Origin of the sequence: Moraxella sp. CTOTU47618 (genome assembly GCF_032017425.1) — a bacterium.
In the GTDB taxonomy this organism is placed as follows: Bacteria; Pseudomonadota; Gammaproteobacteria; order Pseudomonadales; family Moraxellaceae; genus Faucicola; species Faucicola tetraodonis.
On sequence record NZ_DALZPW010000014.1, the window covers coordinates 16,598 to 37,559 of the forward strand.

General features: G+C 44.8%; 14 protein-coding genes and 4 tRNA genes. 12 read left to right on the forward strand and 6 right to left on the reverse strand.

Translation table 11 applies throughout. The features are described 5' to 3' along the window. Nucleotides 1–34: 34 nt before the first annotated feature. Nucleotides 35–1,072 (reverse strand): LysR family transcriptional regulator, encoded by a 1,038-nt coding sequence (locus tag RTS09_RS09990; protein ID WP_007116083.1) that lies wholly within the window; start codon nucleotides 1,070–1,072, stop codon nucleotides 35–37. Between the two features lie 452 nt (nucleotides 1,073–1,524). Here RTS09_RS09990 and RTS09_RS09995 point away from each other — a divergent pair, with 452 nt between their 5' ends. After that, complete coding sequence (locus RTS09_RS09995; RefSeq protein ID WP_312536678.1) at nucleotides 1,525–3,114, forward strand: isocitrate lyase; 1,590 nt, start codon at nucleotides 1,525–1,527, stop codon at nucleotides 3,112–3,114. 83 nt (nucleotides 3,115–3,197) lie between these two features. On the opposite strand, the gene RTS09_RS10000 is transcribed toward RTS09_RS09995, so the two are convergent. The 4 genes from RTS09_RS10000 to RTS09_RS10015 all read right to left on the reverse strand — a co-directional run bounded on the left by RTS09_RS10000 (nucleotide 3,198) and on the right by RTS09_RS10015 (nucleotide 9,617). Next, a complete protein-coding gene (locus RTS09_RS10000) occupies nucleotides 3,198–4,298 on the reverse strand; it encodes a potassium channel family protein (RefSeq protein WP_312536680.1) in 1,101 nt (366 codons plus the stop codon). A gap of 394 nt (nucleotides 4,299–4,692) precedes the next feature. Further along, a complete protein-coding gene (locus RTS09_RS10005) occupies nucleotides 4,693–5,226 on the reverse strand; it encodes a chalcone isomerase family protein (protein ID WP_050325782.1) in 534 nt (177 codons plus the stop codon). A 218-nt stretch (nucleotides 5,227–5,444) separates the two neighbouring features. Beyond that, nucleotides 5,445–8,399, reverse strand: a complete 2,955-nt coding sequence (uvrA, locus tag RTS09_RS10010) for an excinuclease ABC subunit UvrA (RefSeq protein ID WP_312536683.1) — start codon at nucleotides 8,397–8,399, stop codon at nucleotides 5,445–5,447. A 159-nt stretch (nucleotides 8,400–8,558) separates the two neighbouring features. After that, nucleotides 8,559–9,617, reverse strand: a complete 1,059-nt coding sequence (locus RTS09_RS10015; protein ID WP_312536685.1) for a ParA family protein — start codon at nucleotides 9,615–9,617, stop codon at nucleotides 8,559–8,561. A gap of 198 nt (nucleotides 9,618–9,815) precedes the next feature. Here RTS09_RS10015 and RTS09_RS10020 point away from each other — a divergent pair, with 198 nt between their 5' ends. The 3 genes from RTS09_RS10020 (at nucleotide 9,816) to RTS09_RS10030 (ending at nucleotide 13,174) form a co-directional block, all read left to right on the forward strand. Continuing rightward, nucleotides 9,816–10,805: a hypothetical protein gene (locus RTS09_RS10020; RefSeq protein ID WP_312536688.1), complete on the forward strand. Its 990-nt coding sequence runs from the start codon at nucleotides 9,816–9,818 to the stop codon at nucleotides 10,803–10,805. Nucleotides 10,806–11,000: 195 nt separating this feature from the next. Then, nucleotides 11,001–12,365, forward strand: a complete 1,365-nt coding sequence (locus RTS09_RS10025; protein ID WP_312536692.1) for an MFS transporter — start codon at nucleotides 11,001–11,003, stop codon at nucleotides 12,363–12,365. Between the two features lie 137 nt (nucleotides 12,366–12,502). Beyond that, complete coding sequence (locus RTS09_RS10030) at nucleotides 12,503–13,174, forward strand: single-stranded DNA-binding protein (protein WP_312536695.1); 672 nt, start codon at nucleotides 12,503–12,505, stop codon at nucleotides 13,172–13,174. Between the two features lie 132 nt (nucleotides 13,175–13,306). Here RTS09_RS10030 and RTS09_RS10035 read toward each other — a convergent pair whose 3' ends face one another. Further along, nucleotides 13,307–14,347, reverse strand: a complete 1,041-nt coding sequence (locus tag RTS09_RS10035; RefSeq protein ID WP_312536698.1) for an NADP(H)-dependent aldo-keto reductase — start codon at nucleotides 14,345–14,347, stop codon at nucleotides 13,307–13,309. Between the two features lie 383 nt (nucleotides 14,348–14,730). Here RTS09_RS10035 and gspN point away from each other — a divergent pair, with 383 nt between their 5' ends. The 8 genes from gspN to RTS09_RS10075 all read left to right on the forward strand — a co-directional run bounded on the left by gspN (nucleotide 14,731) and on the right by RTS09_RS10075 (nucleotide 20,653). Further along, the gene (gene gspN / locus RTS09_RS10040; protein WP_312536700.1) at nucleotides 14,731–15,555 is read left to right on the forward strand and encodes a type II secretion system protein N; all 825 of its coding nucleotides are present in this window, start codon (nucleotides 14,731–14,733) and stop codon (nucleotides 15,553–15,555) included. Between the two features lie 22 nt (nucleotides 15,556–15,577). Further along, nucleotides 15,578–16,591: a type II secretion system protein N gene (locus RTS09_RS10045; RefSeq protein ID WP_312536702.1), complete on the forward strand. Its 1,014-nt coding sequence runs from the start codon at nucleotides 15,578–15,580 to the stop codon at nucleotides 16,589–16,591. A 134-nt stretch (nucleotides 16,592–16,725) separates the two neighbouring features. After that, nucleotides 16,726–19,116 carry a type II secretion system secretin GspD gene (gene gspD, locus RTS09_RS10050; RefSeq protein ID WP_409418391.1) on the forward strand — a complete coding sequence of 797 codons (2,391 nt, stop codon included), beginning with the start codon at nucleotides 16,726–16,728 and terminating at the stop codon, nucleotides 19,114–19,116. Between the two features lie 63 nt (nucleotides 19,117–19,179). Next, nucleotides 19,180–20,055 carry an FHA domain-containing protein gene (locus RTS09_RS10055; RefSeq protein ID WP_312536708.1) on the forward strand — a complete coding sequence of 292 codons (876 nt, stop codon included), beginning with the start codon at nucleotides 19,180–19,182 and terminating at the stop codon, nucleotides 20,053–20,055. A gap of 151 nt (nucleotides 20,056–20,206) precedes the next feature. Then, nucleotides 20,207–20,282 (forward strand) — tRNA-Thr (locus RTS09_RS10060). Between the two features lie 43 nt (nucleotides 20,283–20,325). Continuing rightward, nucleotides 20,326–20,409, forward strand: a tRNA-Tyr gene (locus RTS09_RS10065). A 75-nt stretch (nucleotides 20,410–20,484) separates the two neighbouring features. Next, nucleotides 20,485–20,558: transfer RNA gene (locus tag RTS09_RS10070), tRNA-Gly, on the forward strand. Nucleotides 20,559–20,578: 20 nt separating this feature from the next. Next, nucleotides 20,579–20,653 (forward strand) — tRNA-Thr (locus tag RTS09_RS10075). Nucleotides 20,654–20,962 lie beyond the last annotated feature (309 nt).

The following is a 20,962-nucleotide window of genomic DNA, read 5'->3' on the forward strand; positions in this document are numbered from 1 at the left end:
CCAGTGCTAGATAAGCAGGTTGTCTGACCCTCCCTCATTGACGGTCAGGATCAATTTCAACCAAATCAATAGGCTGGGTATGCAGCGAACCGTCTTGAATCGCAGTCTGTAGCGGATACTTGATGCGCTCTTCGGCGATGATTTGTCGCGACACATGTTGAATCAACTGACGTAACCAACGATGCGCAGGGTGATGCTGTAATAGCGGCGACCATGCCATCGTCAATTCAAACTCTGGAATAAAAAATGGCGGCTCTTTAATCACGATATCATCATTATTTGCTTGCATTCGCGCTACCCGAGTCGGCAGCGTGGCAATTAAGTCTTTATTGGCGGTGAGCATGGCAGGCATCTGATAATGACGGGTAAAGACACTGATTTGACGTTTTTGACCGAGACGTTGTAACGCCGCATCAATTGAGCCAAGTCCACCAGATTTTTCGGGATTCACCCCAAAACCCACACCCATGCCTGTTTTAGAAACCCAAACGTGCTGAGCTTTAAGATAATTTTTGAGGTTAAAGCGATTGACATATGGACTATCAGCCGACAACAAACAACTAAATGTATCACGCCAAATCAGCACTTGGTGAAAGCTTTGCGGTACCTCGTTAAAACGATTAATCGCCAAATCAACACGACCTTGCTCCATATCTCGATACGACACATCCGATGGCGTCAAGAAGTCCAAAATCACGTTTGGGGCTTCACTGCGCAGCGCTTTAACTAGCCTAGGCACCAGCGTCGCTTCGGCATAATCTGACGTCATAATCCGAAACACACGACTTGAGGTATAAGGACGAAACTCAGTACGTGGCTCTAATAGCTGGGTTAAATCCGCTAACAATTCGCGTACGCGCGGCTGTAATTCAAGCGCCCGCTCCGTTGGCGTCATGCCTTCAGATGAGCGAATCAACAAGGGATCATTAAACAACTTACGCAAACGACGTAAAATATTACTCATGGCGGGCTGGGTAATGCCGAGTTGCTCAGAGGCTCTGGTGACGTTTTTTTCTCGAAGTAACACATCAAGATGCACCAAAAGGTTCAAATCCACACGTTGTAAATCCATAAATTACTGTTTGTCTAGTTAAGAGTTAAGAAAAAAAGGCTAAAACTGCTAGTTTAAATAGGGCTAAAACCTAGCAATAAAATTTAAGTTGTTGATTGTATTATACTATATTTTAAATAAATACTAAAGATACGAATCATTAAATAGCTAAATTATGAATTAAAGGGTATAGTGCATTCATTCCATTATTTAAGCCAACTTAAAGCTTTATTAGTGCCAAAATAGAATTCTTAATTTTAACAGACTATTTAATATCACTGTAAGAAATATCACGTATTTTGTTAAAAAAATTGTTAGACTATTTTGGCTATGTAGCTTGTTTCTTAAACATTCTTTATATTTTTGGTGTTTAACGCTCGCTAAATATTGGCTTATTTAAGACTTTTACTTTTATTACAACACAATAATCATCCTAAGTTTTTTTATCCCACCGTCCTCAACAGGAGACTGCTATGTCAACTTACGTTTCAGCGATTGACCATATCCGTGAACTAAAAGCCAAATATGGTAACTGGAAAAACATCAGCGAAAATGATGCTGCGCGTTTGGTTATCCAAAACCGTTTCAAAACAGGTTTAGAAATCGCTCAATACACTGCCGACATCATGCGTCGTGATATGGCAGCTTATGATGCTGACAAATCAAAATACACCCAGTCTCTTGGTGCATGGCATGGATTTATCGGTCAACAAACCATGTATGCGGTAAAAAAATACTTCGGTACTACTGAACGTAAATATATCTACCTTTCAGGTTGGATGGTTGCTGCGCTTCGCTCAGAATTTGGTCCACTACCTGACCAATCTATGCACGAAAAAACAGCTGTGCCAAAATTAATCGAAGAAATCTACACTTTCTTACGTCAAGCCGACGAAAAAGTGTTAAACGATTACTTCCGTGAATTAAATGCGGCGCAAGAAGCAGGTCAAGACACTAAAGCCATCTTAGACAAAATCAACAACTTTGAATCACACATCGTGCCAATCATCGCTGACATCGACGCAGGTTTTGGTAACGAAGAAGCAACTTACTTGCTCACCAAACAAATGATCCAAGCAGGTGCTTGTGCTATCCAAGTTGAAAACCAAGTATCAGATGCTAAACAATGTGGTCACCAAGATGGTAAAGTCACCGTACCACACGAAGACTTCATCTCAAAACTTAACGCGATTCGTTATGCGTTTTTAGAGCTTGGCATTGACAACGGTATCATCGTTGCACGTACTGACTCTGAAGGTGCATCATTAACGCAAAAACTTCCTGTGTCACGTGAGCCAGGCGACCTTGCTTCACAATACTTAGACTTCTTAGAAGTTGAAGAAGTGACTTTAGAAAATGCAAGCGAGTACGATGTTCTATTAAAACGTGATGGCAAATTGGTTCGCCCAACTCGTATGCCAAACGGCTTGTACTCATTCCGCGAAGGCACCAACATTGACCGCGTGGTACTTGACTGTGTGACTGCCCTTGAAAACGGTGCCGATCTACTATGGATTGAAACACCAACGCCAGACGTCGCGCACATCAAATCAATGACTGACCGTATCACTGCGCAAGTGCCAGATGCTAAGCTTGTTTACAACAACAGCCCATCATTCAACTGGACACTCAACTTCCGTAAACAAGTCATCGCAAAATGGGAAAAAGAAGGCAAAGACATCTCAGCTTACGACAAAGCGAACTTAATGTCTGCTGACTACGACAACACTGAGTTGAATGCCGCTGCTGATGAACTAGCGCGCACCTTCCAAGCTGATGCGTCACGTGAAGCCTGTGTATTCCACCACTTGATCACCCTACCTACCTTCCACACGGCGGCATTAAGTACACACCAGTTGGCAAAAGGTTACTTCGGTGACAAAGGTATGCTAGCTTACGTTGAAGAAGTACAACGTAAAGAACTCCGTGAAGGCGTTGCGGCAGTTAAGCACCAAGCCATGGCTGGTTCTGACATCGGTGATGACCACAAAGAAATCTTCTCGGGTGAGAACGCATTGAAAGCGGGCGGCGCCAAAAACACTGCCAACCAATTTGGTCACTAATGCTTCATTGACTGATTGATTAATTAATTAATTAGCAAAAACACCTCACGGCATGTGGGGTGTTTTTTTATGAGCGGATAAAATTAAATGGTTTGCATAATTTCTTGGTAGCGAAGTTGGAATTTTTTGATAAAATCAATGGTGGTCTGAATACCCATAAACAAAATAATATACGGGTTTAAACTATTTTCGTTCGACAGCTCAACCGCTTTATCACTTGGATATTCACTGATAAGTAACATGTCTTGCTGGCGCTGGGCTTGGATATCCGCAAGCTGCTTTTCAAAATTCGGCTCTGCCAAAATATAGCTGCTAGAGTCATAGGATTTGATATCACTTAAATATTGAATACAAATCGATTCCAAATCTGCCCAGCGATAAGTTTCGGTTTCACGCACCAAATTTTCAATACTATTGACCAATTCATCCAAGGCTTGATAATAGTACCAAATCAACGGCTTGTGCGGGTCGTCGGTCAAGCGTGCCGAGGCATTAAATAAATGCTGTAAATTAGTAAATGCTAGCGTTTCGGGAATAGGCTCATGAATACCAATAAGCTGCTGAGGAACTTTGGCGTCAGGGGTGCTGGGCAAATCAGGCGAGCCGTTTAAATGAGCACGACCCTCACGGTCAGATTGCGCCACTGGGGTTTGCTCTGATTCTATGCCCAGCAGTTGATTAACCCGGTTTAGATAAGTATTCATGTTAAGCGTAATCAAACTATCATGACTGTGCAGGCGCGCAAAGGCATAAGAGATTTCTTTTCTTGTTTCATAGGCGTCCATCAGATTGCTCATGTTTTCTTCACGCTGATAAGTAATCGCATTTAAAAACAAACCTGCGGACACCACTCCAATGGTCGCTTCAATCATCACAAACGCCCGCGTAAAGGTATTGGTTGGGGTAATATCGCCAAACCCAGTGGTGGTCACCGTGATGGTACTAAAATACATGGCTTCCAAAAAGCCCACGTTTTCATGGTTAAACTGCATATTTGGCAAGGTACTGTATAAAAAGCCAAATAGCGGAATCAGCGTCAAATAGATGGTGCCATACACAGCAGGCGGCAACGAAAAAATATCATCGCGCACGATAGGTTTAGCAAGCTTATTGAGGGTAAAGGTTTGTGGGGTGTTACGGGCTGATAGGATTGGTTTGGTGGGCTTTTGCGCAAGTGGTTTCATAAGCCGCCTAATTTTTTTTGCTTTAGACTAGCATACCCATTCAAAAAGAAACATAGTATTATAGTAACCCCTGATGGACGATAGGATAAAAGGCTCAAACCAAAAAACTTGCCGCTATTGGGATACAAAGTTGGGAGAAAAATGAAAAAAGCCAACTTACTTGTTATAGAAGATAAGAAAGCTAGGCAGGTAAGGGATGAACACTGAGTTATCGTGGTGAATGATGCCAAACATATCAATAATGCCGCTATTCATCTTTAAAATAGGGTTGCAATCAATACAACCCTAGTAAACCTAGCAAAAAAGTGACTGGCACTATCAATTGGCTAGATTCACTTCCCATGCTTGATGGGAAGTCTAAAATATGGGAAGTGTAAAAATAAGCAGTGTAACATTAGTGCTGACCTAGCAAATCCTTTTTCATCTCAAGTGATATGGGATTATCGCCTAGCCAAGCACGAAGAATAGCTTGGTCAAAGCCTTCTTCTTTGATATAAGGAAGATCGCCAACCTCATCATAATTTAAACGAACGCCATGCTCTGGCGAAAACTCAATCGTAAACATCGCCCCTTCTTTGATGGTGTTGGTTTTGAACAACTCACCAAACACGTCATCAATCACTGAGGCGATTTTCTGATATTCTTCTTCGCTACTATTCGCTCTGATGCCGTCTTTGAAGGCATTCTCCAGTAACGAGCCTTTGATATTGCGGCGAGACACCATGCGCAATTGCTTGGCATAGCGTGCAGTAATGGCTGTTTCGGCATCTTCAGTCATTTCACCCAAGTATAGGGCAATATCATAGATACCAATCATAAATTTACTGCGAATGCTCATACCATTTCGCACGCAGATTTGACCATCTAGTTTTAGGGTAGGGGGAAATAGGGTTTCAAGATCGTTGGTTTTTCCTTTAAATAAAATCATCCTAGCATCCTTATCGTTCCTTGACGTTTTTTTGTCCCTGGATAATGTCGCAATATCCTTATCTCGTTTCATTGTGTAAATATTAGGCCAACATGTAAAGTATTATCAATGAATATCAAGTCACAGAGTGATGAGCGGTTAAAAAAAGGGTTAGACGACCACGTACTAACCCTCACCGCTAAACTTACGCCTGTAACAGACTTATACTGGTAACAAACTTAGGCTTGCAACATCGGTTTTAAGAATCGCCCTGTGTGTGAGCGCGCGTTTTGCGCCACGTCCTCTGGCGTGCCCTCAGCGATAATCTCACCACCGCCCGAACCGCCCTCAGGGCCCAAATCGACAATCCAGTCGGCTGTCTTAATCACATCGAGATTATGCTCAATCACCACCACGGTATTGCCTCGGTCACGTAGCGTATGCAAGATGTCTAAGAGCTTGGCGATATCATGGAAATGCAAACCTGTCGTCGGCTCATCGAGCACATACAAGGTCTGACCGGTATCACGTTTGGACAGCTCTTTAGCAAGTTTCACCCGTTGCGCCTCACCACCTGAAAGCGTAGGCGCAGACTGACCCAAACGAATATAACCCAAGCCGACTTCTTGTAAGGCTTGCAAACGGCGATAAATTGCCGGAATCGCCTCAAAAAATTCTGCCGCATCTTCCACCGTCATATTGAGCACGTCATTGATATTTTTGCCCTTATAGGTGATTTCCAGGGTTTCACGGTTGTAGCGTTTGCCTTGACACGCATCGCAAGGCACATACATATCAGGCAAAAAGTGCATCTCAACCTTAATCAAACCATCGCCTTGGCAGGTTTCACAGCGCCCGCCTTTCACGTTGAAGCTAAAGCGTCCTGCTTGATAGCCACGAGCTTTGGACTCCGGCACTTGGGCGAATAGGTCACGAATCGGACTAAATACCCCCGTATAGGTGGCAGGATTGGAGCGTGGGGTGCGCCCAATCGGACTTTGGTCGATATCGACGACTTTATCCAGATGTTCTAGCCCAGTGATACTGTCAAACTCTTCGGCAACATGCGTGGTGGCGTTATTGAGCTGTGTGGTCGCTAGTGGCAATAAGGTGCGGTTGATTAAGGTCGATTTACCCGAACCCGACACGCCTGTGATGGCAGTAAATACACCAATCGGCAAGTTTAAGGTCACGTTTTTAAGGTTGTTACCTTTTGCCCCTGTTAAAGTCAGCATCAAGGGTTTGGCTTCGACTTTACCTTTTTTGGCTTTTTCTTTTTTCTCGCTTTCCGCTTTTTTCGCTTGGTTTTTGGTTAAGGGAATGGCGGAGTCTTGCATTTTTTCATATTTATCGTCATTGGCGATTTTGGCTCGGTGACGCACGGTTGGCACGGCGATTTTCTTTTTGCCTGATAAATATTGACCCGTTAATGATTCGGGATTTTTGGCAATGTCTTCTGCCGTCCCTTCTGCAATGATACTGCCACCATGCACACCAGCACCCACGCCCACATCGATGATATGGTCGGCTAGGCGAATGGCATCTTCGTCATGCTCGACGACAATCACGGTATTGCCCAAATCTCTGAGCCGAGTCAACGTTTGCAGCAGGCGATCATTGTCACGTTGGTGCAAGCCGATTGATGGCTCATCGAGTACATACATCACGCCCATCAAGCCCGCCCCGATTTGGCTAGCAAGGCGTATGCGCTGCGCTTCACCGCCCGATAGGGTTTCGGCAGAGCGGGCAAGGGTGAGATAATCCAAGCCCACACTCACCAAAAATTCCAACCGCTCACGGATTTCTTTGATGATTTTGGCGGCGATTTCGCCTTTTGCGCCCTCAAGTTTTAATTGCTCATAATACGCCATCGCTTCGCCAATCGATAGCTTGACCATTTCGGCAATGGTACGGTCACTGACTTCGACATGGCGAGCGATTTCGTTTAAGCGTGAGCCGTGACAGGCATCGCAGGTAGCATCGGCAAGGTATTTAGCAAGCTCGTCTCGCACGATGTTACTTTGCGTGGTGCGGTAACGGCGCTCCATATACGGCAACACCCCTTCAAATGGCACGGTTTTAGTGGATTTGCGCCCCCGTTCATCAACAAAGTTAAAAGTCATTTTGTCTTTACCAGAGCCGTGTAAAATGACATCTTTGTGCTTTTTATCCAGTTGTTGCCAAGGCGCTTCCATATCAATATCGTAATGATCGGCAACCGTGGTCAGCAAGCCAAAATAGTAGGCGTGGCGTTTATCCCAGCCTTGAATCGCCCCTTGGTTGAGCGATTTTTCAGGATGACCGATGATTTTTTCGGCAGCGAAATATTGGCGTTTGCCCAAGCCATCACACACGGGACACGCGCCATAGGGGTTGTTAAAACTAAACAATTTTGGTTCAAGCTCAGCAACCGAGCGATCGCAGACAGGACAGCTATGTTTGGCGGACAAAATTTTATCCTCAAACTCAGCATCCATGTCATGCAAGATAGCAATATCGCTACCCAGTCGTAAGGCGGTCTCCAAGCTTTCGGCAACCCGATTACCCAAGTCATCCCGCACTTTGAAGCGGTCAACCACCACATCAATGGTGTGTTTAAAAGTTTTGGCAAGCGGTGGCACATCGTCAATGTCATAAATTTCGCCATCGACCCGCAGCCGTACAAAGCCTTGCCCTTTTAGCTGTTCCATTAACTGGATATGCTCGCCTTTGCGGTCATCGACGACGCGCGCGAGAATCATCAACTTGGTGTCTTCAGGCAATGCCATGACGGTATCGACCATTTCGGTGACGGTTTGCGCGACCATCGGCAGGTGGTGTTCTGGGCACATGGGCGTGCCAACACGGGCGTACAGCAGACGCAAATAGTCATAAATCTCGGTAATCGTCCCCACCGTGGAGCGGGGATTATGGTTAGTGGATTTTTGCTCGATGGCGATGGCAGGTGACAGCCCTTCGATGCTATCGACTTCGGGCTTTTCCATTTGTGATAAAAACTGACGAGCGTAAGCCGACAAGCTCTCGACGTAGCGGCGTTGTCCTTCGGCGTATAGGGTGTCAAAGGCTAGGCTAGATTTGCCCGAGCCTGATAAACCTGTGATGACGACGAGTTTGTCTCGTGGGATGTCGATGTCGATGTTTTTGAGGTTGTGGGTGCGTGCGCCACGAATTTTGATTGCGTCGTGCTGTGCCATATTAAGCTTCTTATTGTGTGTTTTTGAGTGGATAATTTTGGTAAAAAGATGGGGTTTTAATGGGGTACAAAAGAAGATTTTCAATAATAGCTTACGCACAAAAAAAGTTGCTAAACTATTAAAAAATTTGAGCAACTCTAATTTATATTTTACTAAATTCTAATAATTCTGCACTATATACTTTGCTAAGGTATCGTATTCATTCGATATATTTTGCATCAAAGTAATTTGATTCGAAGCCCAACTACCCTTACCACTTAATTTTCTAGTGGGCTTTCCTTGACTAAGGTATTTGATTGGAATATTTTGAATTATACTATCTGGAGCCATGACGTTTAAGTCTTCAATTTTAGCAACTGCTTGATTAGTTACAAAGCTAGGGACAGCTTGATATTCGGTTATATTTATTAGGCTGTGAATTAGTTTATCATCTACAGCATCTTTAATTGATTTATGATGTGCAGCATCTGCCCCAACTTCAGATTTTAAACCATTAGTTGCTCTTGTATCAAAACCATTAAATATCCATCCTCCAAATTTAGGTTCACCTTGAGTCTTAATAAATCTGTCACTTGGATTGCTTTCAAGATATCTTTGTTTACCTTGTTCCCAATCTCGAATAAATTTCGGTAACATATCTCCAATCAATCCAACGCAATAAGAAGAGAATAAATCAGGAGTACAAGGAACAAGAAAGTAATCTGAACAATACAGTGCAGAACGCACTAAGGTATTAAAGGAAGGAGGCAAATCGATTAAAACATAATCGTATTCAATATCATATGTTTCTTGTGCAGCCTTAGTAATTAAACTAGGTAACATGAATCTGTATAAACCAGAGCCACTTACTACATCTGTACCTACATTTAGAATATCAGAAAAAGTATTTAACCAAAAATCACCAGGAACTATATTTAGTTCACCTCTATCTGTCTGTTTTTTAGGTTCAAAAACATATAATTTTCCATGTGTATTTTGCTGAATATAGGGTAATGCAAAAGCTTTAATAGTTTGACCAAAAGGATGCTGATTATCAGTTTCGAGAAGCTCCGCAAATTCTTCATCACCAATACTTGCAATAGACAAATTACATTGAGGATCAAAATCAATCATTAATACTTTTTTATCCATATCAGCAAGTGCCACTCCTAAATTCCATAAAATTGAAGTTTTACCAACGCCACCTTTATTATTAAAAACAGAAATCGTTATAGCCATAAAAAATCCTTAGTTAAAATTGTATTTAATAACGCTAAAATGCGAACGACTCAACAAAATTCTTGAGAAGTCTTATAATTATATTATGTGCTATCAAATTATTTGCAAGGATTTTAACTATATTTTTTCACTATATAATTGCTATACTTTAAGAAACTAAAAATTAGCAATTGTGACAGCATGATTTGAGATTTTAAAATGGCAACCTTAACCGACGAACAAAACGACTTCCTAAAAAGCCACCATATCCCAATGGACAAAACCTTTGACGCCAGCGGACTATCGAGCAAAGAATACAAAGCCAAAATGAAAGAAAATGGCGCGCTCGTTGCTTACGGTGTACCGCCCTGCCCAAAAGGTCACACCCTCAAAAACAAACAAGCAAACTGCCTACAATGCAACCCCCAAGCCATCGCATCGCTCAAACGCCAAGCTACCCCAGGGGAGGTGTATATCGCCGTCTCACCCAGTCAGTTGCTTGCCAAAATCAGCCTCGTTGAAAACGCGAGCGATATCATCCCGCAATTAAATAGCGAAAATCATGCCGAAATCAACGATTGGGTATTAGCGATGACAGGTCGCACCGACTCCATCGGACAAATGGAAAACCACTTGCAGCAGCGCCTTGCCGATTACCAAGTACCCAGAAAACTCACTGCCGATGGCAAAACCACCAAAGCCTCGGGCGTGTACGACGTCGATGTACATGACGCGCTTGAAGTAATTAATCAAATGCCTTTTACCTTAAGCGAAATTGATAACGCCGTGATGGATGATTTTCACGCCCGCTATAGCGATAAACAGCTTCGCGAGCAGCAGCAAACTGAGCAGTTAGCGATGGAAGAGGCAGCGCGTAAACAAGCAGAACTTGCCGAACAAGCGCGACAAAAACAGGCTAAGCTTGAAGAACAGCGCCAACTACAACAACAAGCCAAAGAGCAAAAATTGGCACAAAAACAACAACGCCAACAGCAACTTGACGCCAAAAAAGCGCAAAAACAGCAAAAAATCGCCACCCAAGTGAAGCATAGCCCGTTAGAGGGCGCGCTAGTGGCTACCCCAAAATCATCATCTATCAAGCAGTCACCGCAAGGATTTTTTGACAACCAAAAAAATGTGATGTGGCTGATGATTGTTATCGCGGTGATTTTAGCCATCATGGTAACCGCTTACGCAATGCTAAAATAATGGGGCTGAAACAATAAAGCCAAAATAATAAGGCTTAAATAATTTTTATTGCCAATAAATTCTCTGTGATAAAAATTAGGCATATAATAAGCCGTTTTTGGCAAAATTTTGTGAGCCACAATGTCAGTGAAATCAACGTCAGTAAAATCAACGTCAGTAAAATCAACGTCGAGAAATATGAGTCACAACTCCTCCATGAATGCATCCGAAAAGAAAGCGATTGCCGGGTTGGGCGGTATCTTTGCCTTGCGCATGCTCGGACTATTCATGATTGTGCCTGTGTTTGCCGTGTATGGAACACAATATGCACACGCCACGCCGTTTTTGATTGGATTGGCGATTGGTATCTATGGCTTAGGGCAGGCGATTTTTCAGATTCCCATGAGTTTTTTGGCGGACAAATATCCGCGTAAACCGATTATCATTGCAGGGTTATTGGTGTTTGCGCTCGGGGGAGCGATTTGCGCCTTATCAACAGACATCTATATGGTGATATTGGGGCGTTTGATTGCCGGCAGTGGCGCGGTTTCAGCAGTGGTGATGGCACTACTCGCGGATGTGACCCGTGAAGAGCATCGCACCAAAGCGATGGCAACCATGGGGCTGACCATTGCCATGTCGGTAATGGTCGCATTTGGGCTCGGTCCGATTTTGACGCATGTGCTCGATATTTCAGGCTTGTTTTGGGTGACAGTGGCGTCCGCTATTTTCGCCATTGGCTTACTGTGGATTGTGCCCACCCCAAATCGGGTACTAAAGCACAATCTCAATAATCACTCAGTTAAAGCACAGTTTGCTGAAGTATTAAAAATTGCCGATATTAACCGGTTGCACTTGGCGATTTTTGCGCTGCATCTGTCAATGACAGCGATGTTTACCTTATTGCCGCACCAGTTTCATGATGTGCTCGGCTTGACGGTGGCGCAGCAAGGTTTTGTGTATTTGCCGCTACTATTATTGGGCTTTATCATTGCGGTTCCACTGATTATCATCGCAGAAAAAAAACGGCAAATGCGCGCCGTGTTTTTGGCGTCTTTAGCGACCTTGGTGGCGGGATTGGTATTTTTGGCAGTGGCTAGTCAGACCATCGTGGGTTTAATTATTGGGCTTGCAGTTTATTACATCGGCTTTAATAGCCTTGAGGCGACCATTCCGTCTTGGATTTCCAAACGCGCGCCCGTTGCCAACAAAGCGACAGCAATGGGTATTAACTCATCTGCACAGTTTTTGGGTGCTTTTGTAGGCGGTGCCATGGGCGGTATTTTGCTGACCAAACCGATGTGGTTGTCATGGACGGTGCTCGCCATCGTGACTGTTATTGCGTTATTGTTTATCCTGCCGATTGCCGCCCCACCGTATTTGACCAGCCTAACGATTACCCTGCCAACAGGTATTGACACGAATGCATGGTCACAGCAAATTTTGGCGATTGACGGCGTGGATGAGATAGTGATGATGCCAAAAGAAAACATCGCTTATCTCAAACTGGATAAAGAAAAATTGACCGATGACACGCGACAGCATTTGTCACATCTTACCGGTCAGACGCTAGCAATTTGATGCAAAGTCTAGTAAAGTAATGGCATTGTACTTGCGCTAAATCCGCAAAGATTTGGCTAAAAATACTAGAAAACTATTAAGAAAGGCATCAAGAAAGTTATCAAAAAATTCATCAAAAAAGTTATCAAGGAAATTCTATGCGCGGCGTAAATAAAGTAATTATTGTAGGCAACCTTGGTTCAGATCCGGAAGTCAAACAATTTGCCAATGGCGGTAGCGTGACGCGTATTGCCGTGGCAACAAGTGAGCAGTGGAACGACAAACAAACAGGTGAGCGCCGTGAGCAAACCGAATGGCACCGTATTTCATTGTTTAATAAACTCGGTGAAATTGCAGCGCAATACCTGCGTAAAGGTAGCCAAGTCTATATCGAAGGTAGCCTTCGCACCAGTAAATACACCGATCAAAATGGCGTAGAGCGTTATGCCACAGAGATTCGTGCCGACCAAATGCAAATGCTTGGTACCGCAGGCGGCGTTCAAGGCGGTATTCCTAATAACAATACTGCAAGCACAACCTACCAAAATCAGCCCCAAGGTGGTTATAATCAAGTTGGCTACAACCAAGGAGGCAACCAAGCGCCCAATCATTTTGGCGGCTATCCAAACCAAAATAATGCCCAAACTAATAACCAAGCTGCGCCACAAGCGGGTCAAAATGCAGGATTTGGCAATAACCCATTTATGAATGGCAACCAAGCGCCACAAGGGGCAAATACAGCAAATAATCAGCCTGCCCAAAATCCCCAACAAAATCCAGCCATGGCAATGCCAAAACCAGGCGCAGTTGATGATGATATCCCGTTTTAGACTTTAATTTTTACTAAGTTTAAAAAAATCCTTGCACAGTCACACTGTTGCAAGGATTTTTTATGCCGTTTTTTCTGATAGTAGCCTGCTAGTAAGGTGCAGGGTCTAAGATGCAGATTTAAGTTACAGGGTTTAAGGCGCAGGGTTCGGGTATAAGGTCTGCACCGCTTCGATATCAGCCAATACCTCTTGGGATAATACCAAGTCTACGGACGCGATATTGCTGGCTAGTTGCTGAGTGGTGGTTGCCCCAATGATGTTGGCAGTCACAAACGAGCGGCTATTGACAAACGCCAGTGCCATTTGTGCCATATCTAGATTATGTTTTTTAGCGACTTCAGCATAGGATTGGGTGGCTTGCTGCGCTTGCTCATTCAAATAACGGGTAAAATGGCTATAAAGGCTCAAGCGACTGTTAGCAGGCTTGTTACCGCCCAAATATTTGCCTGATAACACACCAAATGCTAGCGGTGAGTAGGCAAGTAGTCCAATTTGCTCGCGGTGACTGATTTCTGCCAGTCCCACTTCATACAAGCGATTGAGTAGACTATATGGATTTTGTATGGTGATAGGTCTAGCAAGCCCATGTTTATCGGCTTCTGCTAAGTAGCGCATGACGCCCCAGGGGGTATCATTGGATAACCCATAAGCACGGATTCGACCTTTGGTGATTTCATCATTGAGGGCTTCGATGGTTTCCAAAAATGGCGTCAATTCTTTGGTGTCTTGCTGCGCCATATTTTCTGTATAGCCGCGTTGACCAAAAAAGTTGGTCTGACGCTCTGGCCAGTGTAGCTGATAAATATCGATATGGTCGGTTTGCAAACGCTGTAGATTGCTATCTAATGCCGCACGAATGGTTTTTTTATCAAACTTGGTATTGCCATCGCGCAAAAAGTCATTGCGAGAGATTTTACTCGCCAATACGACACCATTTCTTTTGCCTGTCTTGGCAAACCAGCTACCCATAAAGCGCTCGGTATCACCCTGTTTGTCTTTATCAGGGGGTGACGGATACATCTCAGCGGTATCCCAAAAGTTCACACCTTGGGCAAGGGCATAATCCATTTGTTCATGGGCATCCTGCTCGCTGTTTTGCTGTCCCCAGGTCATGGTGCCTAAGCAAATTTTGGAGACGCTATCGCCCAGTTGTGGCAATGTATCAAATTGCATGCTATTTTCCTTGTATTTTGCATTATAGTTTTAACCAGCGTGATGAGGTGATTGTAGCAAACTCATGGTGATAAAGTCGGTTGCAAATTGTAGTGAGTGCGGCAGGTAGCCGCAATAAACAATTCACCCAAAATAAGCCTGACAAAATTTTGATTTTTTATGGATTGACATTACAACGCAATAAAAATCAGTTATGATAAAGCGTTTCATTGTAGTTAGAAAAATATTCGAGTGTTGGCGCAGAGTGGGTTCAAAATTTTGCGCTAATGGCAATTTTTATCCTGCATGAATTATTTGATTGTTGATTAATCTGCTTGTGGATTGCGTCACTTTATTGATGTCAAAAATATTGATGTCAAAATCATTGTAAAAGGTATTCAAGTTTGGCAAGTGTCAATTCATTACGTCCGACAAAACTATGGTGGCTGGTAGGTCTGGTTTTGCTTTGCTTAAGCTTGGTGATTCAGCTACCTGCAGCGTGGTTACTGCAAAAATTTGCCCCAAACAACCCTTACTTGCAGCAAATATCGGGCAACCTTTGGCAAGGTCAAGCCAATTGGCAAATCAATGCGCGCCCCAATACGCCGCTGGCGGGTAGTGTCGATTGGCGCTGGCAGCCGTGGCATTTATTGATGGGCAAACTGGGTATGGCAGTCGATATCCGCTCTGGCAAAACCGACTTGCAAGGGGTGGTCAAATTCAATAAAACCAGCTGGCAAGCCAATGATTTCAATGGCAAAATCAGCCCTGACACATTGGCGCAGTTGGTCAGTTGGCAATTACCCGACACACCGATTACCATCAAAGAAGTGTCGATTGAAAAAAATAAGCAAGGCTATCAAACCGCCGAAGGTAGCATGAATTGGGCAGGCGGTGATTTGGGGTATCCCACAGGCGGCAAAACCTACCTCATCAAACTTCCCACCATGCAAGGCAACTTAAGCGCAGATAAAGCCAGTGTGCAGCCAATAGCCAACGCTAATGGTATTAATAATAGCAACAAGGCAGCGCAAGGTAAAAGCTTGCATTTAGCCCTTACTACACCGCAAGCCGAGCGTTTAGGGGATTTTTATCTGGACCAAGATAATATGATAGATGTGTCATTGACCCAGCGATTGCTCAAAAATATGCCAGCGTACCAAGGCAAAGGGGCTGATGATAGTGTGGTGGTGTCCATTCGCCAACCTTTGACCAGTATGGGTAATTAGAGACGCAGCGATGATAGCAGATATGATAAAAGCCACCCAGCGCCCCTCGTTGAGCCGTAAAACAACGACTGGTAAATTTGTGCCGATGGCGGTGGTAGAAAAACTGTATCCTTGGTTGCTATTGGCAGCTATTTTTTGGTTGGTGTGGCAATTAAGCCAAGCGATTTGGCTGTTGGTTGCCCCGCCCAAAGCCCCCGTACTCACCCCAGTCCCCTTGCAGCCGAACTTGGTTACGCAATCTGCCAATAGCAATGCGTTAGATTTTTTTGCTCAGCCAACTGCCCCGCAAGCACCGGCAGCGACACCCCCAGATATTAAAGTGGTGGGCGTCACCATTGCCACCCCAGAGAGTCAATCGTATGCAATTTTGACCGCCAATGGTAAAACCTTAAGCTATCGCATCAACGACATGATTGATGGCAGTGGTTATAAATTGGTCAAAGTTGCAGCCGATTTTGTAATAGTGGCAGATGCAAGCGGTCAAACCAGTAAAGTGCCATTTGGGCAACCGTTTTTTCTTGACCAAAGCGATGCTATCAGAGCCAAAGCGCAAGCCAACGGTGCAGCCGGCATGGGTAACGGCTCAAATATGGGACAAACCCCCACACCGAGCTTAGGCGGAGCTGCGCCACAAGGGATTGGCGGCGCGCCAGTGGCTACAGGCGATCCCCATGATCGAGAGGATTCTGCGCCCACGATGGCGACGTCAAATGGTGCCAATACCTCGCCAAGCGCTGCAACCTCAGCCATTGGTGGCGCGATTCAAGGGCTTCAGCAAAATGCCTCGGGGTATCTAAGCCAAATGGGTGTGGCAGTAACAGGGCAAGGCTATTTGGTGACCGATGCGATGTCCGCAGGACTAAAAAATCGACTGGGGCTACAAACAGGGGATAAAGTCATCTCTGTCAATGGACAAAACGTGGGTCAAAACCCAACGCAAGATGCCCAGCTACTACGTCAAGTGCAACAAGCAGGACAAGCCCAAATTCAAGTTCAGCGCGGTGACCAAGTCGTGACAGTACGCCAGTCATTTTGATAAAACATAGTAAAAAGTTACAGACGTCATCGCTACGTGAGACACAAGTCGGTGATATGCGTTAAAAATTGATAAGGTAAATTATGAAATACCCAACCATGCTAAAGCCACTATTTTTGAGCACGACACTGGCTATGAGTATCAGTTTGCTGAGCAGTGGTCTGTCAGCTGCCCATGCAGCCACTGGCTATAAAGTGCATTTGCAAGACGCTGATATCAAGGCGTTTATCGACCAAATTGCCACTATCACGCAAAAGAACTTTGTGTTAGACCCACGTATTAATGGCAATGTGACGGTAATTTCAAACAAACCCTTATCCCGTCAAGAAGTGTATGACTTGTTTTTAGCCGTGATGAAAGTCAATGGCATTGTAGCGATTGATCGCGGGCTGACCACAGAGCTGGTCCCTGATACTGTTGCCAAGCAAGCAGGGGTGGATGTGGACTTACGGGGTAATACTGCAGGTAGTCAAATGGCGACCCGCATCTATTATCTCACCAACACCAATGCCAATGATATCTTAAACGTCATCCGTCCGATGATGCCGCCGTATGCCAATGCCGCTGTGGTGCCAAATGTCAATGCCATTATCCTCTCTGACCGCGCCGACAGCCTCAATCAATATGCAAAATTGATTAGCGATCTTGATAGCAATATGAATGACAAGCTGACCATTATTCCGCTGCGTCATGTGGATGCCAAGCGCATGATGGATTTATTAAGCTCACTGACAGGCACGAACGGTGGTACAGCGCCAGCTGCTGCGGGTCAATCAGGGCAGGCTGCTGTGGCATCAACTGGTGGCAGCCTGATCAATATCATTGCCGACCCGATTTCTGATAGGCTGCTCGTCAAAGGTAGTGCCGAGATGACAGCCAAAGTACAGCGAATGGTAGAGCAGTTAGACACCGTGCCGACACAACGTCTCAGTGGGCTTCGCGTGTTTCGTTTAAAATATGCCAGTGCCACCCATATTGCAGAAATGCTACGCGGACTGCTTGCCTATCAATCCATCAATAGCTCAGGTGACCAAACCACCTTGCAAGCAAGCTCAATGTTTCAATCTAGTAGCGATACCAGTAATAACAGCGCAGCGAATACCACCAATACTGCAGCGTCACCGACAGGCTCACCGCTAAATACCTCCTCCACTAGCAACACAACGACTGCGCAAAACAGCGGCTATCAAGGTCGACCTTTTAGCATTATCGCTGACCAAACCCAAAACTCCGTCATCGTCAATGCTAACCCAGAGTTAATGGTAGAAATCGAAAATGCTATTAATGAGCTAGATACCCGCCGTGACCAAGTGTTGATTCAAGCAGCGATTATGGAAATCTCAGGCAATGATACCCAGCAACTTGGCGTGCAATGGGCAATGGGCAATGCCAATAGCGGCGTAGGGGTAATTAACTTCAATAACATCGGCGCCTCTGCAGTAGGGCTGGCATCTGAGATATTAAGCAAAACCCCAGGTACGGCGGCAGCCTCCGTGGCAGGCGCGCTGTTGGGGATTGGCACTAGTAAAACCGATAGTAACGGTAATCGTGAGTTTTATGGCGCGATTTTGCAAGCCATCAATAAAACCAACAACGCCAATCTGTTATCCATGCCCTCTATTTTGACGTTGGATAACGAAAAAGCCAATATTTTGGTAGGGCAGAACGTGCCATTTGTGACCGGCTCTTACACCACGGCAAGTAACTCATCAACCACGCCGTTTCAAACCGTGAGCCGTCAAGATGTCGGTATCAATCTCAATGTCATTCCGCATATTGGTGATAATGGTTCAGTGCGACTTGAGATTTCGCAGGAAGTGTCCTCCATTGTCGATGGCACCCTCAATAACGTGAGCGGTGTCGTCACCAACAAGAATTTAATCAAAACCACTATTTTAGCGGATAACCAACAAACCGTGGCATTGGGTGGGTTGATGCGGGATAACAGCACGTATGGTCAGCAAAAAGTCCCAGGATTGGGTGATGCGCCGATTCTTGGTAATTTATTTCGCTCAAAAAGCAAAAACTCGGACAAAACCAATCTGATTGTATTTTTACAGCCGACGATTTTGCGTAATGGTAGCGCGGTGGCAAGCGTGACCGAAAAAAGCTTAGACGGTATTCGTACCATGCAACTGGTAATTGATAAAAACGGCACGCTCAAACAAATCCCACTTAATATCAATGCCATGTTCCCCAATACCAATAGGGTGCAAAATGGCGTCAAATTGCCAACAGACGACTTGGTTACCCCAGCCGAGCAAAGCTTATCAAACACGCCAAGAGTGTATGCCAATGGTGTCGATATCGTCACGCCCGTGTCATCAAACGTGTCTCGCACAGGCAGTTCATCGACCACAACTGTCACTCGCCCAGCGAACAGTACCGTTACTCAAGCGACCATCACCCAATCTACCGTTACCCAATCTACAGGGCAGACAGGGCAGGGCGCAAAAATGGCTCAAACGCCTGTGGTGATTGCGACCCCGCCTGCGGTGCAGACCATCACCGTGACAAATCCCTAAAAATGTCCCATAATGCCAAGCATAATGATAATATTGAATACCCCTTAGGAGTAGGAGACTTGCATGGACAATTATCAAACTAATGCAGTGAATACGATGAACCTTACCGACAACTCGCAAGGCACTTCATGGCAACTCATTGGGCTGTCACCAGCGTTGGCGGATTTAACTATAGATATTGATAAAAGCTTAAGCATCGGACGTAGCGATAGCAATAATTTGGTATTAGCAACCTCACAAATCTCTCGCCAACACGCCAAGATTAACTGTATTGGTGAGCAGTTGTATGTGCAAGACCTAGGCTCAAGCAATGGTACCTTTGTCAATGGTGAGCGTATCGGTACAGACGCGCATGCTTTGCAAGCCACTGATGAACTTGCCTTTGCTGACTTGGTATTTTTGGTGGTAAATGCCCCAGTCGACGCACTGGATGGTGATAGTTTTCTCAATAGTTTACAAGACATTGAAAGCTTTACACCCACCACTGACATTCATACCCAAACTGAATCGACTCCATCGGTTGAGCCCATATCAGCGAACGCTGCAGCCAACGCCGCGCCTGTGATAGATGTCGTTACCACGCAAGATTTTTTACCTAGCGAGCAGCTGAGCAACACTCACGTCGAACAATCCGTACCTTCTACACCGACAACAACAGTCGATGTAGCAAGCATTGATAATCCCACATCACCGCTACTTAATACACCGGCTCAGCCGCCTGTCATCACTGAGGCAGTAGCAGTATCATCACAGCCCGTTGTCTCACCCGTTCAGCCAGCGCAACCATCGCCAGTTAGCACAGTAGACACTGATGCAATGAAACCTACGCCAATGAAAAGTGAGCCAACAAAACCTACGGCAAAGAAAAACGCCACAGTCGCAATCATGATTGTGGTAATCATTGCGCTGATTATTGCATCCGTGTTGTTGATGTATTAGGGTTTAGGTAGCAAATAAGCGGCGCAAGGCGCCTAAAATGCGGATTTGAATCATTAAATTTTCGTTTTAGCAAAAAAAATGAAAAAAAACTAAAAAAACGCTTGCAAGATTAAAAATATTTGCTAAAATGCTCACCACTTTCAAGCGATACGCCGGCTTAGCTCAGTTGGTAGAGCAACTGACTTGTAATCAGTAGGTCGCCAGTTCGACTCCGGCAGCCGGCACCATCCTTTAACACATCGTGTTAAGCGTACCTTGAAAGACAACTATGGTGGGGTTCCCGAGCGGTCAAAGGGGACGGACTGTAAATCCGTTGCGAGAGCTTCGAAGGTTCGAATCCTTCCCCCACCACCATTTGCCTGCTATTGTTATCTGAATATTCCCTAATCACGTTAACAGTAAGTCCAGTATGCTTGGGCGGGTCGCATTGCGGGTGTAGTTTAGTGGTAGAACCTCAGCCTTCCAAGCTGATGGTGCGGGTTCGATTCCCGCCACCCGCTCCATTATTCTAAACCAAAGTTTTGCTCATATAGCTCAGAGGTAGAGCACTCCCTTGGTAAGGGAGAGGTCCCGAGTTCAACTCTCGGTATGAGCTCCAGTTTTATAGAAAATACATTGAGATAAACTAAAAAATAGTTAAGGCAGCACAGATGTGTTGCCTTTTGTTTTAGCAATAACAAAAAAGTTTACCCATAAAGATGAAGGCTATGGAAAAAACTTGAAATTTATGTTAAATTTGCTATTTTAGTGACCTAGCAACACTCAAATTGGCAACACCAGCACTGGCAATACAGATACACCAGTTGGTTTATAGCTTTGAGCTAGGGTATTGCTAACAGTTTAACAATGATCAGAGGATTAAATTATGGCAAAGGCCAAGTTTGAACGTACTAAACCACACGTTAAC

Coding starts and splice junctions, on each gene's coding strand:
- uvrA (WP_312536683.1), bottom strand. CDS start 8,399: ATGGCACAGCACGACGCAATCAAAATTCGTGGCGCACGCACCCACAAC.
- RTS09_RS10000 (WP_312536680.1), bottom strand. CDS start 4,298: ATGAAACCACTTGCGCAAAAGCCCACCAAACCAATCCTATCAGCCCGT.
- RTS09_RS09990 (WP_007116083.1), bottom strand. CDS start 1,072: ATGGATTTACAACGTGTGGATTTGAACCTTTTGGTGCATCTTGATGTG.
- RTS09_RS10025 (WP_312536692.1), top strand. CDS start 11,001: ATGAATGCATCCGAAAAGAAAGCGATTGCCGGGTTGGGCGGTATCTTT.
- RTS09_RS09995 (WP_312536678.1), top strand. CDS start 1,525: ATGTCAACTTACGTTTCAGCGATTGACCATATCCGTGAACTAAAAGCC.
- RTS09_RS10015 (WP_312536685.1), bottom strand. CDS start 9,617: ATGGCTATAACGATTTCTGTTTTTAATAATAAAGGTGGCGTTGGTAAA.
- RTS09_RS10045 (WP_312536702.1), top strand. CDS start 15,578: ATGATAAAAGCCACCCAGCGCCCCTCGTTGAGCCGTAAAACAACGACT.
- RTS09_RS10020 (WP_312536688.1), top strand. CDS start 9,816: ATGGCAACCTTAACCGACGAACAAAACGACTTCCTAAAAAGCCACCAT.
- RTS09_RS10055 (WP_312536708.1), top strand. CDS start 19,180: ATGGACAATTATCAAACTAATGCAGTGAATACGATGAACCTTACCGAC.
- RTS09_RS10005 (WP_050325782.1), bottom strand. CDS start 5,226: ATGATTTTATTTAAAGGAAAAACCAACGATCTTGAAACCCTATTTCCC.
- RTS09_RS10030 (WP_312536695.1), top strand. CDS start 12,503: ATGCGCGGCGTAAATAAAGTAATTATTGTAGGCAACCTTGGTTCAGAT.
- RTS09_RS10035 (WP_312536698.1), bottom strand. CDS start 14,347: ATGCAATTTGATACATTGCCACAACTGGGCGATAGCGTCTCCAAAATT.
- gspD (WP_409418391.1), top strand. CDS start 16,726: ATGAGTATCAGTTTGCTGAGCAGTGGTCTGTCAGCTGCCCATGCAGCC.